The sequence below is a fragment of the Pseudomonas sp. GW822-FHT04C11 genome (assembly GCF_058800905.1).
The window spans coordinates 200,509-216,959 of the sequence record NZ_JBXAMS010000008.1; the positions used below are offsets into that span (position 1 = coordinate 200,509).

At 55.4% G+C, this 16,451-nt stretch carries 14 protein-coding genes and 3 pseudogenes; 8 read left to right on the forward strand and 9 right to left on the reverse strand.

The annotated features are described in order from the left end of the window. Positions 1-27: 27 nt before the first annotated feature. The 4 genes from AC1RJ3_RS15735 to AC1RJ3_RS15750 are packed head-to-tail and all read right to left on the reverse strand — an operon-like array spanning position 28 to position 4,298. Entirely contained in the window at positions 28-1,173 is a 1,146-nt protein-coding gene (locus tag AC1RJ3_RS15735) for an ABC transporter ATP-binding protein (RefSeq protein ID WP_054597388.1), read from the reverse strand. A gap of 27 nt (positions 1,174-1,200) precedes the next feature. Next, positions 1,201-2,043 carry a carbohydrate ABC transporter permease gene (locus AC1RJ3_RS15740; protein WP_054597387.1) on the reverse strand — a complete coding sequence of 281 codons (843 nt, stop codon included), beginning with the start codon at positions 2,041-2,043 and terminating at the stop codon, positions 1,201-1,203. Continuing rightward, on the reverse strand, positions 2,040-3,002 hold the full coding sequence (locus AC1RJ3_RS15745; protein WP_054597386.1) for a carbohydrate ABC transporter permease: 963 nt from the start codon (positions 3,000-3,002) through the stop codon (positions 2,040-2,042). The genes AC1RJ3_RS15740 and AC1RJ3_RS15745 overlap by 4 nt, the downstream gene beginning before the upstream one ends. 21 nt (positions 3,003-3,023) lie before the next feature. Then, positions 3,024-4,298: an ABC transporter substrate-binding protein gene (locus tag AC1RJ3_RS15750; RefSeq protein ID WP_054597385.1), complete on the reverse strand. Its 1,275-nt coding sequence runs from the start codon at positions 4,296-4,298 to the stop codon at positions 3,024-3,026. 168 nt (positions 4,299-4,466) lie between these two features. Here AC1RJ3_RS15750 and AC1RJ3_RS15755 point away from each other — a divergent pair, with 168 nt between their 5' ends. The 4 genes and pseudogenes from AC1RJ3_RS15755 (at position 4,467) to AC1RJ3_RS15770 (ending at position 9,025) form a co-directional block, all read left to right on the forward strand. Beyond that, positions 4,467-6,032, forward strand: coding sequence for a carbohydrate porin (locus AC1RJ3_RS15755; RefSeq protein WP_054597384.1), 1,566 nt, complete (start codon positions 4,467-4,469; stop codon positions 6,030-6,032). 13 nt (positions 6,033-6,045) lie between these two features. Then, positions 6,046-6,268: pseudogene (locus AC1RJ3_RS15760) on the forward strand (helix-turn-helix domain-containing protein); the annotation flags it as partial. A 64-nt stretch (positions 6,269-6,332) separates the two neighbouring features. Further along, positions 6,333-7,241 (forward strand): carbohydrate kinase family protein, encoded by a 909-nt coding sequence (locus AC1RJ3_RS15765; RefSeq protein ID WP_493079452.1) that lies wholly within the window; start codon positions 6,333-6,335, stop codon positions 7,239-7,241. A gap of 569 nt (positions 7,242-7,810) precedes the next feature. Then, positions 7,811-9,025, forward strand: coding sequence for a sugar MFS transporter (locus AC1RJ3_RS15770; protein ID WP_347926739.1), 1,215 nt, complete (start codon positions 7,811-7,813; stop codon positions 9,023-9,025). Between the two features lie 126 nt (positions 9,026-9,151). Here AC1RJ3_RS15770 and AC1RJ3_RS15775 read toward each other — a convergent pair. Further along, positions 9,152-9,564: pseudogene (locus AC1RJ3_RS15775) on the reverse strand (dihydrodipicolinate synthase family protein); the annotation flags it as partial. A 309-nt stretch (positions 9,565-9,873) separates the two neighbouring features. On the opposite strand from AC1RJ3_RS15775, the gene AC1RJ3_RS15780 reads away from it, so the two are divergent. The 4 genes and pseudogenes from AC1RJ3_RS15780 (at position 9,874) to AC1RJ3_RS15795 (ending at position 11,768) form a co-directional block, all read left to right on the forward strand. Then, on the forward strand, positions 9,874-10,506 hold the full coding sequence (locus AC1RJ3_RS15780) for a dTMP kinase (RefSeq protein WP_347926737.1): 633 nt from the start codon (positions 9,874-9,876) through the stop codon (positions 10,504-10,506). 100 nt (positions 10,507-10,606) lie between these two features. Beyond that, entirely contained in the window at positions 10,607-10,972 is a 366-nt protein-coding gene (locus AC1RJ3_RS15785) for a hypothetical protein (protein ID WP_146016089.1), read from the forward strand. Between the two features lie 223 nt (positions 10,973-11,195). Further along, positions 11,196-11,425 (forward strand): annotated as a pseudogene (locus tag AC1RJ3_RS15790) (IS3 family transposase); the annotation flags it as partial. A 16-nt stretch (positions 11,426-11,441) separates the two neighbouring features. Continuing rightward, entirely contained in the window at positions 11,442-11,768 is a 327-nt protein-coding gene (locus AC1RJ3_RS15795; protein WP_347930038.1) for a histone-like nucleoid-structuring protein, MvaT/MvaU family, read from the forward strand. 154 nt (positions 11,769-11,922) lie between these two features. Here AC1RJ3_RS15795 and AC1RJ3_RS15800 read toward each other — a convergent pair whose 3' ends face one another. The 4 genes from AC1RJ3_RS15800 to AC1RJ3_RS15815 all read right to left on the reverse strand — a co-directional run bounded on the left by AC1RJ3_RS15800 (position 11,923) and on the right by AC1RJ3_RS15815 (position 16,343). After that, a complete protein-coding gene (locus AC1RJ3_RS15800) occupies positions 11,923-12,771 on the reverse strand; it encodes an ABC transporter permease (protein ID WP_179053930.1) in 849 nt (282 codons plus the stop codon). 5 nt (positions 12,772-12,776) lie between these two features. Further along, on the reverse strand, positions 12,777-14,051 hold the full coding sequence (locus tag AC1RJ3_RS15805; protein WP_347926735.1) for an ABC transporter permease: 1,275 nt from the start codon (positions 14,049-14,051) through the stop codon (positions 12,777-12,779). Between the two features lie 39 nt (positions 14,052-14,090). Next, on the reverse strand, positions 14,091-15,173 hold the full coding sequence (locus tag AC1RJ3_RS15810) for an ABC transporter ATP-binding protein (protein WP_347926733.1): 1,083 nt from the start codon (positions 15,171-15,173) through the stop codon (positions 14,091-14,093). Positions 15,174-15,287: 114 nt separating this feature from the next. Beyond that, positions 15,288-16,343 (reverse strand): ABC transporter substrate-binding protein, encoded by a 1,056-nt coding sequence (locus AC1RJ3_RS15815; RefSeq protein ID WP_192343076.1) that lies wholly within the window; start codon positions 16,341-16,343, stop codon positions 15,288-15,290. Positions 16,344-16,451: the final 108 nt, after the last annotated feature.

Genomic DNA, 16,451 nt, shown 5'->3' on the forward strand with positions numbered 1-16,451 from the left:
GATCACTCATGGAATTCAAGGACAAGGTCAAAGGGCGCCTGCTCGTACCGAGCGCAGAGAGACTCCATCTGGCAGGGTTTCAATGGCTTGTGGGGGACGCCTCAAGGCCGTGCCGTCGGCGTCGAACAGGTGCAGATTACCGATGTCCAGCTGCAGCTCGACCCGATCGCCGACCTGCCATCCGGCGTTGACCTCACAACGACAGATCAGTGGATCGTCCTGCCCGGTATCGAGGTGCACATAGGTTTCGCTGCCCAGGTATTCGACCCCGGTCACGATGACGCCGACGGTTCCATCCGCCGCTTTGAGCGATACATGCTCCGGGCGAACCCCGAGGCTCAGCGGAGTGTCCGCCGCCAGGTTTGAGCTGTCGAAGGGCAGGGAGGTCATACCCAAAACCGGGGTGTCAACCAGGCTGGTTTCGCCTGGGGCATGCAGGCGCGCCGCCAGAAAGTTCATTCTGGGCGAGCCCAGAAAACCGGCGACAAAGCGGCTGGCGGGGCGTTCATAGAGTTCGCGCGGCGAGCCAACCTGCTCTACGCGACCGCCATTGAGCACGACAATTTTGTCCGCCAGGGTCATCGCTTCCACCTGATCGTGGGTGACGTAGATCATGGTCGAGCCCAGTCGAGCATGCAGACGGGCGATTTCGTTGCGCATCTGCACCCGCAAGGACGCATCCAGGTTGGAAAGCGGCTCATCGAACAACAAAATGTCCGGTTCCCGCGCCATGGCTCTGCCCATGGCCACACGCTGACGCTGCCCTCCAGAGAGTTCCTTTGGCTTGCGTTGCAGCAGTTTGTCCAATTGCAGGATTTGCGCAGTTCTGAGCACCCGCTCGCGCAAGCTGCTCTTTTCAGTCTTGGCCAGTTTGAGACCAAAACTGATGTTGTCGTAGACGCTCATGTGCGGGTACAGCGCATAAGACTGAAACACCATGCCGACGCCACGCTCGCGCGGTTCCAGGTCGTTGACCCGTCGCTCGTCAATCAGCAGGTCGCCGGCGCAGATCGAGTCCAGTCCGGCGATCAGTCGCAACAGGGTCGACTTTCCGCAGCCCGAAGGGCCAACGAACACCACGAATTCACCCGCAGCGATCTCCAGGCTGACGTCGCGAAGAATCCGCACGCCGCCCAATTGTTTGTTCACGTTGTCTAGCTTCAATTTGATCATGATGCTGTTCCTTGTATTTGTTGGGCATCAACCCTTTAACGCGCCGGCAGTGAGACCGGAAACGATTCGGCGCTGGAAGATCAGCACCAGAATCACCAGTGGGACGGTGACCAGCACCGATGCGGCCATCAACAGCCCCCAAGGCAGCTCATGGGGACTCCCGCCGGAAATCAAGGCGATGGCGACCGGCACCGTGCGTTGCGTGTCTGTGAGGGTGAAGGTCAGGGCAAACAGGAACTCGTTCCACGCTGCGATAAAAGCCAATAAGCCAGTGGTGACCAGTGCAGGCCAGAGCAGCGGCAACAGCACACGGGTAAGCGTGACCCAGGGCGAAGCGCCATCCATGATTGCCGCTTCTTCCAGTTCATGGGGCAGTTGCCCCATGAACGTGGTCAGCACCCAGACGGTGAAGGGCAGGGTGAAAATCGTGTAGCTCAGGATCAATGCCCAGGACGTGTTGTACAGACCCAAGGCGCGGATCACTTCGAACAGCCCCGACAGTACAGCGACCTGGGGAAACATCGAGACGCCAAGAACCATCATCAATACCGTGCCACGCCCACGGAACTTCACCCTGCCCAAGGCGTAGGCGGCGGTCAGGCTGAGGAACAGCGCCAGCGTCACCACACAAAGCGCAACCACCAGCGAGTTACCGATAGCTCTCAGGAATGAGGATTGGTGGAGTACCGCCGCATAATTGGAGAAGTCGGGACTATCGATCCAATAGCTCACCTCGAACAAGGCGCTGGATGGCTTCAGCGAAGTCACGATGGCGTAGTAGAAAGGGAAGACCGCATACAGCAGCAAAATCCCGATCAGACACCAGAACCCGAGGCGCAACAGCGCTTTTTTGAGTAGACGCTGGCTCATGAGCGAACCTCCAGTTGACGGCGTCCGAGGTAGAGATAAAGCATGGCGATCACCGCAACGACCAGAAACAGCAGAGTCGAGGCCGCGCTGCCATAGCCAACGTCTTGGAACTCCACCAGGTGCTGGCGGGCATAGACCGACATACTCATGGTGCTCGAAGAGTTCGAGGTCAGCACATAGATGACATCGAATACCCGCAGGGAATCGAGGATGCGGAAGATCGCCGCCACCAGCAATGCAGGCATCAACAGTGGAAGCGTGACACGCCAGAACACTTTCAGCGGATGAATGCCATCGACCCTGGCGGCTTCGTAGCAATCGCTCGGCAACATCTGCAAGGCAGCCAGCATCAGCAGCGTGACAAAAGGTACGGTCTTCCAGACGTCGACGATGATGACCGCCCACATCGACAGATCCGCATCTGCCGTCCAGGCCAGTGGAGCATCAATCAGTCCGAGGCTCAGCATCAGATGATTGATGATGCCGAACTGGTCGTTAAGCATCCATGACCAGATCTTCGCCGAGACAATGGTAGGAATCGCCCAGGGAATCAGAATCAACGCACGCACCAGGGAACGGCCGGTGAACTTGATGTTTAGCAGCAACGCCACCAGCAGCCCTAGCACGATTTCCAGTCCCACCGACACCACGGTGAAATGCAACGTGTTGCGCACAGCGTTCCACCATTGTGGATCGACCAGAATGCCCGACCAGTTGGAACCGTCGTGGAACAGATAATTGCTCAAGCCTACGAAGGAGCCGCCACTCGTGTCCGCCAGGTTGGCGTCGGTCAGGCTGAACCAGAATGTGCGCAGTAGCGGCCAGGCCGCCACCAGGGCCAGACACAGCAGCATTGGCGTCAGAAACAGCCAGGCGGCGCGTACTCGGCGACGCTGTATGGGCGTTTCCCTGGTGAGCAGGAGCTCGTCACAGGAGGCATGGGTAGTAGAGACAGACATGGTGATTTCCTTCCTTGTGGCTTACCAGTTCCGGCGTTTGATGCGCGTGAGTTCGCTTTCCAGTTCGGCCAGCGCCTGATCGACAGGCAACTCACCCGCCAGCACGCCATGCACTCGATCGAAGAACGCATTGGAGACCCGTGGATAGCGATCGGCGGTTATTGAGGCGGGGCGCATGACCCCATCGTTGAGAATGCTGTGGAGCTGACCGTAGTAAGGCATTGCCGCGAGCAGTTCGGGATCCTGATACAGCGACTCGATAACCGGGTTATAGGCGCCTATCAGAGCACGATGTTTTTGCTGTTGGGCACTGGTCAGGTAGCTCACCAGATCCGCGGCAAGTTTTGGATGGGCGCTGTAACGCGATACCGCCAAGCCCCACCCGCCGAGAGTGGATGCATGGTTGCCGGTCTCGCCGCCCCGGGGTAGGGGAGCGACCCCAACCTTGTCTTTTACGGCACTGTTCTGGCTTTGCACCAGGGCCCAGACATAAGGCCAGTTACGCATGAACAGCGCATTTCCCGACTGGAATACGCCACGTCCTTCTTCCTCGGTGTAATTGAGCACGCCACGCGGGGAGATGTCTCCCACCCAGCTTTTCGCCAGGGTCAAAGCAGCTCTTGAGGCCTGACTGTTGACCACGATGTCTCCTCGTGGATTGACCAGTCCGCCTTCCGGTTGGCTGCTGATCCACTCCAGCGCATTACACGTCAGCCCCTCGTAGGCGCGTCCCTGAAATATGTAACCCCACACATCGGGGTTACCGGCGTTGCGTTCGGCCTGTTGAACATCCCTGGCAGTAGCGGTCATTTCCTCCCACGTCTGGGGAACCTGCTTGTTGTACTTCTCGAGCAAGTCCTTGCGGTAATACAGCAGGCCCGAATCGGTGAACCACGGCATCGTCACCAACCGTCCGTTTACCGTGGCGTTATCTACCTGGGCCTGGAAGTAGCCTTGGGTAGCGTTGGCTGGAAGCACCTCGCGCAGATCCATCAGATGTTTGGCCAGCATCCCCGGCCACACCATATCGATTTGAATGATGTCGATGTCGGTGGACTGCGCACTAAGGATCTGTTGGTAGAACGACAACCTCTCGGTCGCCGAGTTAGGCGTGGAAACCACCTCGACATTGTTGCCGGTCTGTTTCGACCACGCCTCGACAGCCTCCTTGCAGAGTTGTAGCTCTGCACCCACCGCACCGCAGGAGATCGTCAAATCGGCGGCGCTCGATACGGATGGAAGCCCGGCAAAGAGGGTGAGTAGCGCAGCTGGAAGGAGAGTTTTTAGCTGTTTCATAAAGTCCTCTTTATTTTTGTTTTTAGAAAAGTTAACGTTAACACGCTCAATGTAGCAGCGTATTTGCGATGAGGCATCTTTTTTTTTGTCGATTTGGACAATTCACAACTCACGAAAAAACAGCCTGTCGCTGGAACAAAACAATAAAAACAAAACAGGGAAATCCACATGCAGAAAGCATCAAGATGGCTACTCGCAGGCGTGCTCAGCACCTCGGCGGCGACCTCTCAGGCCGCTACTCTGGAAGAACGCATGGCCGCGTTTGAAGCCCGTGCCAGCGCAGCGGAAAAGCGTGCGGCCGCAGCCGAGCAGCAAACCCAGGCACTTGCGAGGGAATTGCAGCAGATCAAACTCACCACTCCCGCTTTGCAGCCCGCAGCATCCACTGCATCCCAGGCAACAAATCCCGTTCTGGACACCCGACTGGCAAAACTCGAAGCCCGCCAGGAAAGCATGGAAAAACAGGCCAGCACTTCAAACCTCACTGATGGGTTCAGCTTCAACGGCTATGCCCGCTCTGGATTGCTGATCGACGAGGGGCTTGGTGGTGGCCGTGGCGGCCCTTATACAACTCCGGCCGGATCGGTTGGTGGTGCAGTAGGGCGACTCGGTAACGAAGACGACACCTACATGCGTATAGACCTGTCGAAAGAAATCTATGCGCAAAATGGCACCCGTTCCAAATTCACGGTCTCCATCGCCGACGGTGTGGAAAGCTCCAATGACTGGACGGCCGACGAAAGCAAACTGAACGTGCGCCAGGTATTCACAGCGCTCGACCATGTCGCTGCGTTCAAGGGCAATCCAGTGTTCGAGAACGCCACCCTGTGGGCAGGTAAGCGATTTGATCGGGATAACTTCGATATCCACTGGCTGGACTCGGACGTCGTCTACCTGGCCGGTACCGGCGGTGGAATCTACGATATGCAGATGAACAAGAATTGGCGTTCGAATTACTCCTTGATTGGGCGTAGCTACGGGGATTTCAGTCAAGGGGGTATTAATGCCGATGTGGCGAGCTACATCCTGACCTCCAACCAGTTCTTTGAGGATGGTCAGTGGCAGTGGATGTTCAATGGCATCGGCGCAAAGAAAAACGATTTCGGTACCCGCACCAATAAAGCAGGTCTGACGCCTGCGGAATCCGGCTTGCACAGCATGCTGGCCAATCACCAGAAAAACTTTTTCGGCAGAGAAGGCTTCTTCAAAACGGCGCTGCTCTATGGGCAAGGTCTGGGAGCAGAGGTCAAGAACGTCGGCTCGGATGGTGAACTGATTGACGATGCCCGCGCTCTGCGTCTGGCACTTTACGGCGAGACACCCCTTGCGCCTGACTGGCGTATCGGGCCCAGCTTGCTGGCCGAACAGAGCAAGGATAGATACGTCAAGGGGGACGACTACCGCTGGCTGACCCTGAACGTGCGATTGGCTAACACAATCAACAGCAACTTCGAGATGGCCTACGAAATGAGCTGGCAAACCATGAACCTCGACCCCAAGGGCTATCTACAACGTAATGCGGTCGACGGTAACTTCTGGAAATTCACGGTCGCCCCGACATTCAAACTTGACGTTGGAGACCTTCTCACACGTCCCGAATTGCGAGTGTTCGCAAGCTACATGAATTGGTCTTCCGATCTGGACAGATACAGTACCTCAGACTCCTTCGGCAAGACGGACTTCAACGCCGGAGGTATATGGCAATACGGTATACAAATGGAAACCTGGTTTTAATATTTGAACGCGCCGGCCAACACGCCTTCAGCGCGCCTGCAGGCTGTTGTTGCAAACAGAGATGTCGGTTGCAGACATCTGCTTTGAGGTTGGCTATGAAAATCTCCCTAACTTCAACAGATACTTTCGCATCGAAAAAGAACAGACACCGATCAAATATCGTCGCGGAACAGCGATGACGATTATTCAATCGAAACGGTACTCATCGATCCCGGCCTTTCACCAATGCGCATTGAGTGATTACCGGTCGAAGCTGATCAGCCAGCTGTTATCCCTATGACAAAAATTGAGGAAATGACGATGGTATTGCCTCGCGCGGTAGTATTTGGCGAAGCCCTGACCGACCTTGTCCAAGGCCCTCCTGGACAGTGGAAGGGCTATCCAGGTGGTGCTCCCTGGAACGTTGCACGAGCGTTAAGCCGCTTGGGTGTTAGCAGCGCTTTTGCTGGGGCGGTGAGCATAGATTCACTGGGTGACGAGATAATTGCGCAGTCGGAAGCGGCAGCGTTAGATATGAGCTTTATCCAACGAGTAGATCGAGATCCTTTGGTCGCCATCGTTCCATCGAGCCGTCCTCCCAGATACTTTTTTGCTGGAGATGCCGATCTGTTTTTTGACCCAGATCTGATGCCCGAAGGATGGATCAACAAAGCAGAGCTGTGTCATTTCAGCTGCATCAGTTTAGCTCGACAGCCACTCGCAGACAGGCTGGTTAAAATTGCTCAGCAGGCCAAAGAAGCCGGTAAACGGATTAGCTATGATCCGAACTGGCGCAATTTAATGGATAGTCATTATCGGGAGCAGACCTTCCCTACGATGACCACCCTTGCTGACATGATTAAGCTTTCCGACGAAGACCTTCGGCACATTTATCCAGGGCTGACCGAACACCAGGCAATGGATGAACTTCGCGCTCTTAATCCTCAGGCACAGATATTGTTTACCCGAGGGGAACACGGGATGATTCTCCACACCCCGGACAGCCAACTCGATCAGCCGGCTATTGCCGTGAAAGTGGAAGACACGGTTGGTGCAGGAGACGCTTGTATGGCTGGTTGGCTGGCTGCGGAGTTGCTGGGGATCGCAGACTTGAGAGAGCGCCTGCGATTTTCAGCGGCTTGCGCATCCATATCTTGCCGCCATGCCGGAGCACATGCTCCTGCGCTAGCGGATGTGGAAGGTTTGCTGAAGTTGCTAATAGATATCTGACATAGCTTGATCGTTGAGTGCTACTTCAGTATTGGCTTTGAATTGAGGGGAGCAAAGAGCATGCCGTGATAAGGCAAAAATCTGGACATTCGCGTCGCAAGCGTTGTTCTATAAAGGCTTGCGTGCAAACCACCTCAATTCCTCCTAAATGGCTGGCCACCTCGGCCAATCCGCGGACGCCTATTGCGTTGTCCCCGGAATTTTCAATCCCGACAAATAGTTGCCTGCAGACCAAATGAGCAAGTTTACCCCTCATCTCGGCATAACCCCCAAAAGATCCAGCGGCTTGCCAAACGAAAAGTCAGACACTAAGGTAGCGCCCCCTAACGACTGGCCCCGGACTTTGGGTGAGTGGTAACGGCTACAGACAAAAAATTAGATGGCAGCGCCCCCTCCTTTGGCGAGTACTTCACCGCAAAAAGATAGCGCTGTCTCACTGTCAAGGTGACTGAGGCTCGATAGAGCTTTCCTTGAAAGTGACAATCACAAGAAAGAGGAAGCCCGTGATGACGAACGCTAGTGCTAGCGCGACTGTCTCCAACAGTTCGGCAACACCCCACGCCCAACGGATGAGCACCTACGTGTTCGCGCTGTTTTTCATCCTCGGCAGCATCACCAGCCTTAACGATGTCCTGGTGCCAAAACTCAAGCACCTCTTCAGCCTCAGCTATACCGAGGCCATGCTTGTGCAGTCGTCATTCTTTTTTGCCTATTTCATTTTCGCCATACCCGCAGGCCTGCTCATTTCGCGAATCGGCTACATGAGAGCGGCCGTCCTCGGGTTGCTGCTGATGGCTGGTGGATGCCTGCTCTTCATTCCCGCCACCCAGTCCGCATTGTTTCCAGCCTTCCTCGGCGCCCTCTTTGTGCTTGCGATTGGCGTGACAACCGTTCAGGTCGTTGCGAACCCGCTGCTTTCGCTGCTCGGAACCGCCGCAACGGCCCCTAGCCGCCTCACCCTCGGCCATGCGTTCAATTCGCTGGGAACCACTGTCGCGCCGTACCTGGGTGCCATACTGATCTTGGGCTCCCTCAATGCGGTAGATACCTCCGCATTGTCGCCAGCAGAACTGACGTCCTTCCTGTCGCAGGAAGCCAGCGTGATCAGCAACACCTATGCAAGCATTACGCTCTTCATCTGCATGGTCGCCTTGATCGTCTGGCTGAAAAGAAATGAGCTGCAACCGTCAACAAGACCTGAGCGTCTCAATCCACTCGCTGCGCTCAACCTTCTAAAGCAGCCGCGCTTTGCACTCGGCACCGCTTCCATATTTCTCTATGTTGGCGCCGAAGTCACGATTGGCAGCCTCATTACCGACTACCTCATGCTGCCGACAACCCTGGCCCTTCCCGCCGAAGCCGCGGGCAAGCATGTTGCCTTCTATTGGGGTGGCGCCCTGGTTGGCCGCTTTATCGGCTCGGCGCTGATGCGCACTTTCGCACCAGGGAAACTGCTGGCCTTTGCCGCCACGGCAGTCATTGTGCTGTTGACGATCTCTGCCACCACACAAGGCGTTGTTGCCGGATGGTCGCTGCTGGCCGTCGGGCTGTTCAACTCCATCATGTTTCCGACGATCTTTACCCTTGCGACCGCAGGGCTCGGTCATCGCGCGGCAGAAGGTTCGGGCCTGTTTTGTTGCGCCATTGTTGGCGGGGCATTTATTCCGCCATTGACAGGGTATGCGGCCGACCTCTCGACACTCGCGATGGCATTGAGCGTGCCAGCGACCTGTTATGCCTGCATCGCAATTTACGGTTGGTATGCCCGCGTTCCGAAGCACTAGCATTCCCTGGCGCGCGGCTACCCGGGTGGTCACGGGTTACTTCAATTACCACGCGGTGCCGGGAAATCTGATACGTCTTGGTGGATTTCGTCTGGTGGTTTGCCGTCTATGGCGGCAAACCCTCAAAAGGGTATTGGATTGGTTGCCGCCGCAGTCCTTGATCGCGACGACGCGCTCATGGGCGACGATGTTGAGCAGGGTCGCCTGTTCGAAAGCCACGCCGGTGCGGTACGGGATGTCGTAAAGAATGATCGGGACGCTGGAGGCATCGGCAACAGTTTTGAAAAACGCTTCAAGGCCGGTCAGGGAAGGGCGGATGTAATACGGTGGCGGCACCAGCAAGCCCGCTACGGGACGTTTGAGGATTTCATTCTGGAACTGCAGCAGCTCGGCCAGATTGTTGCCGGCCAGGCCCATGACCATCCGTCGACGCCTTTTTCCAGCAGAGGGCCGACCAGCCGCCGCAACCCGACGAAATCGATGGCGCCGTTCTGAAGGGGTGGAACGAGTGGAACCCGGATACCTTGAAACGAGGACATACACTTACTCCTGAAAGTTGACCGATGTAGTCACCGTCAGAAGCGTAGAAGGAGGTAAGCAGGGGGAGGGTGCCCGTCGCGCTCAATGTCCTGTCAGCTCATCTGACGGGACAGCGCGCCCCGGTCACATGAGCGACTGTTTCTTCGATTTGAGGGCGTGTGCAACGCAACCTTGCGCCTTGGCAATCAAGCCAAATGGGTGTCCGGAATCATTAGACCACTACATGCACTCGATTCGCATAGTCGCGCCAAGCGATTACAGCGAACGAACCGGGCAAGAAAAACCGTAAATCAATCGTTATGTGAAGAATGAATCGTGCGCTGTTTGTTTCTCTAGATGGGCCCAAGGGAACCGGTAAAACCACACTGTTGGAAGCCGTTACGAAAGTACTGAGGGCAGACAACAAAAAGGTTATCCGACTTTGCGAGAAAAAAAGCGATCCCTATAGGGGGGAAATAATGACCCTCGTTAACAAACTCGTCAGAAATCCCACCCGGGATTTGGAGTTGAGGGTTTGTGAGCGCTTTGCTGATAGCCGTACCTGGATTTCCCAGCACGTATTGGCTAAACAGCCACCAGGCAGCATCATCTTGATTGATCGCTGGTACCCGTCTGATGCCGCGTTTCGCCGGATAATCCCGTTTGCAGAGATTCTACAGTTGAACATTGATCGAAACGTGCGAGTGCCAGACCTGCATGTCGGGGTTGTCACCGCCCCTGATATTTCATGGGCGAGGGCAGCGGCCCGATCGCGTGGGCTAAGCAGTACGGTGATCCATAAGCTGGAAGAACATGTCGCTTGTACCAAGGCGTTCGAGCGAGCGATTGCAGATCACGGCTGGGTTTTATGCCGTAATGAAGGAACGATCGAAGACGCAACGATGCAGGTGATTTCTGAGATCTATAGAGTCCTTCGATGCCCCGCAGACGAAGTTCGCTGAACCGGTCTTGATGCGGTTGAGATAGCCGTTGCGCGGAGATGAGTTGGCTCCCTTTGTCCGGTAGTATCACGGACCGCACATTGGAAAGATGGACTTCGCTGTGAACAATATGATTGCCAACCTCATCGAAAGCCGACTGGACTCGCCTGAGATGGCGCGCGATTCGCTACACGCAGCGCTCCAGTTCGGCGATGAATTCGAGCAAGCCTGCCTGGGCAGCCCGTTGAACGGGAAGGCCATTCGCGAGAAATTGATTCCATTCCGGTACGGTATTGAGTCTGGCCACGATTACGAACTGAGACGGCTGGCAAAGCTTCTGAAGGCAGATGCTACATTCACGCTGGCAAACATGTACCTGTCGGGAAGCGATAATCAGGATATCTGCAGGGCCGCGGAGGCTACCCCGGGCTGCAATCTGGACTTACAACTTCGTGGCGAACTCTTCAGCGAAGACATCGGGTTGTAATCCATCGAAGTGAGGTAGCAACGTTGTGTTCAAAGCTGCCTCACTGGACGCGCCCAATCTCCTCGCCACGTCGTGATTGGGTCGCCAGCACGCCAACAAATTGCAGGCCTCATCGCATTAATGGCAACTCTACATCGCGCCAGCAACAGCTCATCATTCCCGCTCAGTCCAGATCCCAGCTCCTCCAGAACGCGTCGTAACAGCAATATCAGACTGCTTTACATCCCGTAGGGGCCGAAGTTTTGGCGTGCCGCGTTGCTGCCCCGATTCGTCTCGTCATGAACCCATCCGGCTTCAAGGGCAATGGCTCACTCGGGTGGGCTACATGACGGCTCAAGAAGCGCACCGAGACATCAGCCATTACCTGATGGGATTCTGCCCCATCAATTCAACGGTGGGCTGGCGCCAGCTCAGGCCGAGAAAAAACTTAACGTCGTGTCCGGGATTAGTTGACCACTACAAACAACAACTGGCCGCCCAGCTCGCAGAGCTTGAGTCGATGAAAAGTGATTCCGGCCTTAAGAAGGAAATGGAGTTTGAGAGCAAACTGCGCCATTTGCTTGGTGAGTACGGCTACAGCCTGAAAGATGTGATCAAACTGCTTGATCCACAAGCCGGTCGCCGTGCTCCAGCCGTTGAGTCCAAAGTCGGCAGCCGTAAGCCACGCGAAGTGAAGGTCTACAAAAACCCGCACACCGGCGAAGTCGTTGAGACCAAAGGCGGCAATCACAAAACGCTGAAGGAATGGAAAGCGGAACACGGCTCCGCGACCGTTGAGTCCTGGCTAACCGAGTGATTTTGGTTTGAGTACAAAAAGGCCCGTGAGGGCCTTTTTATGGGATGCGTCGTCGAAGTTCTTCGTCGATCAATGTTGCGGTTTAAGCCTGAGTGTTGCATCCACTTACCTTACTCGTGATCGGAGTGTCTCGTGCCTCAGGACTTAGGGGTATTCATTCTTTTATGCCTCGTAAGCGCAACGAGCGTCGACGCATGAGTTCAACAGCGACCAGCAATGCCACCGAGCCGAGAATCAGTAACGTGGCCGCCGCCAGGATGGTTGGGCTGATCTGTTCGCGCATGCCTGACCACATCTGGCGCGGTATGGTGCGTTGCTCAACCCCGCCAAGAAATTGCACCAGCACCGCCTCATCGAATGAGGTCACCATCGCAAAGAGCGCGCCGGACATGATCCCTGGACGAATAATTGGGAAGGTCACGCGGAAAAATGTATAGGTGGAAGAGGCTCCGAGGCTTGTCGCTGCTCTGGTCAACGAATGGTCGAAACCAACCAATGTCGCTGTCACTGTGATGATGACGAATGGTGTACCGAGTACCGCATGGCCCAGAATGATGCCAAGGTGGTTCTGCCCGATGCCCAGTGCGCTGTAGAAAAAGTACATGCCGGCAGAAGAGATGATCACCGGTACGATCATCGGCGAAATCAGGGTGCCCATCAGCAGTCCCTTGCACGGCAGATTAGCGCGGCACAAACCGAGTGCTGCCAACGTCCCGAGTGCCGTTGAAATCACCGTTGCGCAGAAGGCGATCAGCAGACTGTTTTTGAACGACAGCACCCACAGTGGATCCTCGAGAAGCATGTGGTACCAACGCATTGAAAAGGCCGCTGGATCAAGGCTGAGCATGCCGCTGGTAAAGCTGAAGTAGGGCTCGACGTTAAATGACAAAGGCACCACTACCAAAATTGGCAAAATCAGAAACAACAGCACCAATACCGCAAAGCTTCGAACGCTGAAGAACCAGACTCTGCCCATCGGGCTGGTATAGCTTGGAAGACTCATTTCGATTACCCCAGTTTCATATTGTTGATGCCCACGACCCGGTCATAAATCCAGTACAGCACCAGGACAATCATCAGGAGGATGGACGCGATGGCGGCGGCCAGTCCCCAGTTCAGGGAGGTCTGCATGTGGTAAGCAATGAAATTGCTGATGACTTGTCCGGTACGCCCACCCACCAACGCCGGAGTGATGTAGTACCCCGTCGCCAGAATGAACACCAGGATGCCTCCAGCGCTCAATCCAGGCAGAGACAAGGGAAAATAGATCTGCACAAAAGTGCGGAACGAACTGGCGCCCATGGAGTGCGCTGCACGGGTATAGGTTGTGTCGATGCTTTTCATGACGCTGAACATCGGCAGCACCATGAAAGGCAGAAGAATGTGGGTCATAGCAATGACCGTTCCGAACATGTTGTACATGAGTTCGAGTGGCTGGTTGATCAATCCCATGCTGTTCAACGTGCTGTTCAGCACACCGTTGGATTGCAAGATCACCATCCAGGCGCTGGTGCGTACCAGAAGTGATGTCCAGAACGGCAACAGCACCATGACCATCAACAGGTTGCTGGTTTTTGCTGGAAGGGTGGCGAGCATGTAGGCCAGCGGGTAACCCAGGATCATGCACAGCGCCGTGATACCCAGTGCAACCATCAAGGTCTTGATCAGAATGCTGACGTAGATGCGTCGGCTCTCAGGTTGTTGAACGACCTTACCTTGGTCGTCATAACGCAAGTCCAGGGCCGCGAGATAGTTAGTTGCGGAGTAGGCTGGCGCCATTTTCTTCAACTGCGTCCAGGTGCCGATCTGCCCCCAGCGCTTGTCGATGCCGGTCATTGTGGTGTTAAACGCACCTGGCACGACGACCTTGCTGGCTAGGCCACGTGCAGTGCGGGCCATCAGGCTCTTGGCGTCACCCATCACCCTATTGAGATCGGAGCCGACACTGTCCAATTGTCGAGCCTCTTGCAGGGCGAGGATTTCATGACCCACGGTGGCGAACAACTGCTCGTCTGGCAAGGCTGTGCCCTCCCAGTTGGCTAATGCGGCTGCGGTCTGTGGCATCGCCGTGGAAAGGGTCGGGTTTTGAATGCTGCGCAGCAACATCGCGCCGATAGGCAGCAAGAAAAATACCGTAATGAATGCCAGCAATGGGACGACCAATAGCAGTGATTTGGTCTTGTTTAGACGTTCTGCCCGGTCAAGGCTGGACTTCAGATCTCCTTGAGGTAGGGTTTCGCTGACTGTCTCTAGCATGGGGCTGACGGTATATGAGTTGCTCATCTGGGTGCTCCGGCAAAACAGTAAAGTCGTTGTAGGGCCTCAGGCGTCAAGCGCCCGACAGTCGTCGGCTGACCAACCCACATCAATGCAAGTACCGGCTTGGGGAGCAGCGTGTCCTGCGGTGTTGACCATCTTGACGATGAACTCGTCGTTGCCTGCCAGTTTCAAGCGCGCTCGCAAGTGATCACCGTGATAAATGATCTCCTCAATGCGGGCCGGCATATGGTTGTCGTACTCACCTGGACGTGCGCCAATCTGCACGCGCTCAGGACGAATCGACAGTGTGGTGGTCGAGCTGACAGGGTGGATATTGACGGCCAGCGCCTTGACGAGGTGCTCACCAACACGCACCTGGCAGTAACGTTCCTGGCGCTCGATAATCTGCCCCATCAGCCGGTTGTTCTCGCCGATGAAACTCGCGACAAATGCGGTCTGCGGTTTTTCGTAAAGGTCGGACGGATTGGCCAGTTGCTGGACAATTCCATCGTTAAAGACTGCGATGCGATCCGACATCGTAAGGGCTTCAGTCTGATCGTGAGTAACGTACACAACTGTGATGCCGAGCTGTTTTGACAGACGCTTGATTTCATATTGCATCTGTTCACGAAGCTGTTTGTCCAGCGCTCCAAGCGGTTCATCCATCAGCACCAAACGTGGCTCGAAGATTAATGCGCGGGCCAGTGCAACACGCTGTTTCTGACCGCCAGACAGCTGAGCCGGCATTCGCTTTGCGAATTGTCCCAAGGCCACCAGGTCAAGTGATAGACGCACCCGGTCTTCGATGTCTTGCCGGGACAATTTGCGCACTCTCAGTGGGAAGGCGAGGTTTTCTTCAATGGTCATGTGAGGGAAAAGGGCATAGTTCTGAAACACCATGCCGATACCGCGCTTTTGCGGAGCTATATCATTTACCGGCTTTTCATCAATGCAAATTTGCCCATGAGTCACGGTCTCGAACCCCGCCAACATCATCAAACATGTCGTCTTGCCGGAACCCGAAGGGCCAAGCATGGTGACGAACTCACCCTGTTCGATTTCGAGGTTGAAGTTTTTGACGACCAGATGTTCGCCGTCATAACTCTTCTGCACATTTCGAAAGCTAACGAATGATTCAGTACGCATGGGAGATATCTCTTGTTATTGGTGCTGTAGAGGAGCCGGGCACGAAAAGTCGCCCGGGCCCGCCAAAGGGGGTGTGTCAGGTGTGCTGCGGCAAGGTTGTGGTTGAGTTTTTGGTTACTTGGACAGCCACGCGTTGAAGCGCTCATTCAATTCGTCTGCATGGTCTCCCCACCACTGGGAGTCCACCTGGAGTGCGCTGGCAAAGTTTTCAGGGCTAGTAGGCAAGTTGGGTTTGACCTTTGGGTCTACCAAGGCTTGCGCGGAGAGTCGTGTAGGGCCATAGGCGATATAGTTACTTTGGTCAGCCAGTACCGAGCTTTGAGTGGCAAACTTCAAAAAATCCATCGCCTGATCTTTTTTCGGATTGCCGGCAGGGACTACCCAAGCCTCCATGTCATACATCTGACCATCCCACACGATTTTGAACGGCTGCTGCTCTTTCTGCTGCGCAATCACGATACGCCCGCTATAAGCTGAGATCATGCTGACCTCGCCATCGGCTAGCAGTTGCGGCGCTTGTGCCCCGGCTTCCCACCAGATGGTGTCCTTTTTGATTGTGTCGAGCTTGGCAAAAGCTCGATCCAGGCCATCTTCAGTCCCCAGCATTTCGTACACCTTTTCACGGGGCACGCCGTCGGCCATCAGCGCCCATTCAAGATTGACTTGAGGTGCTTTACGCAGTGCTCGCTTGCCTGGGAAGCGCTTGGTGTCGAAAAAGTCTTTCAGGGTATGGGGCTGTTCGCCCTTGAAGGCTTTGGTGTTGTAGGCCATGACTGTCGACCAGACATAGCTCGCCACGCCGCATTCCGTCAGGGCTCCTGGCAGAAAGTCCTTTGCAGCAGGTGTTCCATCCGGTGCAGGTGCCAGGGTGGCTGGGTCAATTCGTTCAAGCAGGCCGTTGTTACAGGCACGAATGACGTTCGGTATTTCAGCATCGACTACGTCCCAAGTGACCTTTTTACTGTCTACCTGAGTTTTGATTTGCGCGATGCCCCCGGAATAGTCCTCCGAAATCACCCGGGTACCAGTGGCGGCAGTGAAGGGTTTGTGTGCGGCTTGGATCTGGGCATTAGTCAGGTTGCCGCCGTAGGACACAACCGTGAGAGTGTTTTCTGCGTAAGCACTGCAGGACACTATGCCGGTTAGCAAAAGAAACGTTGCGCTTTTCATGCGTGAGACCCCTCGTTTTTATTTTTGTGGGAAACCGTCACGAGCTCTTTGCACGGGGGTGCGTGAGCAACCGAAGAGACGATCAGGGCTTTACTCTCGGCAAAAAAA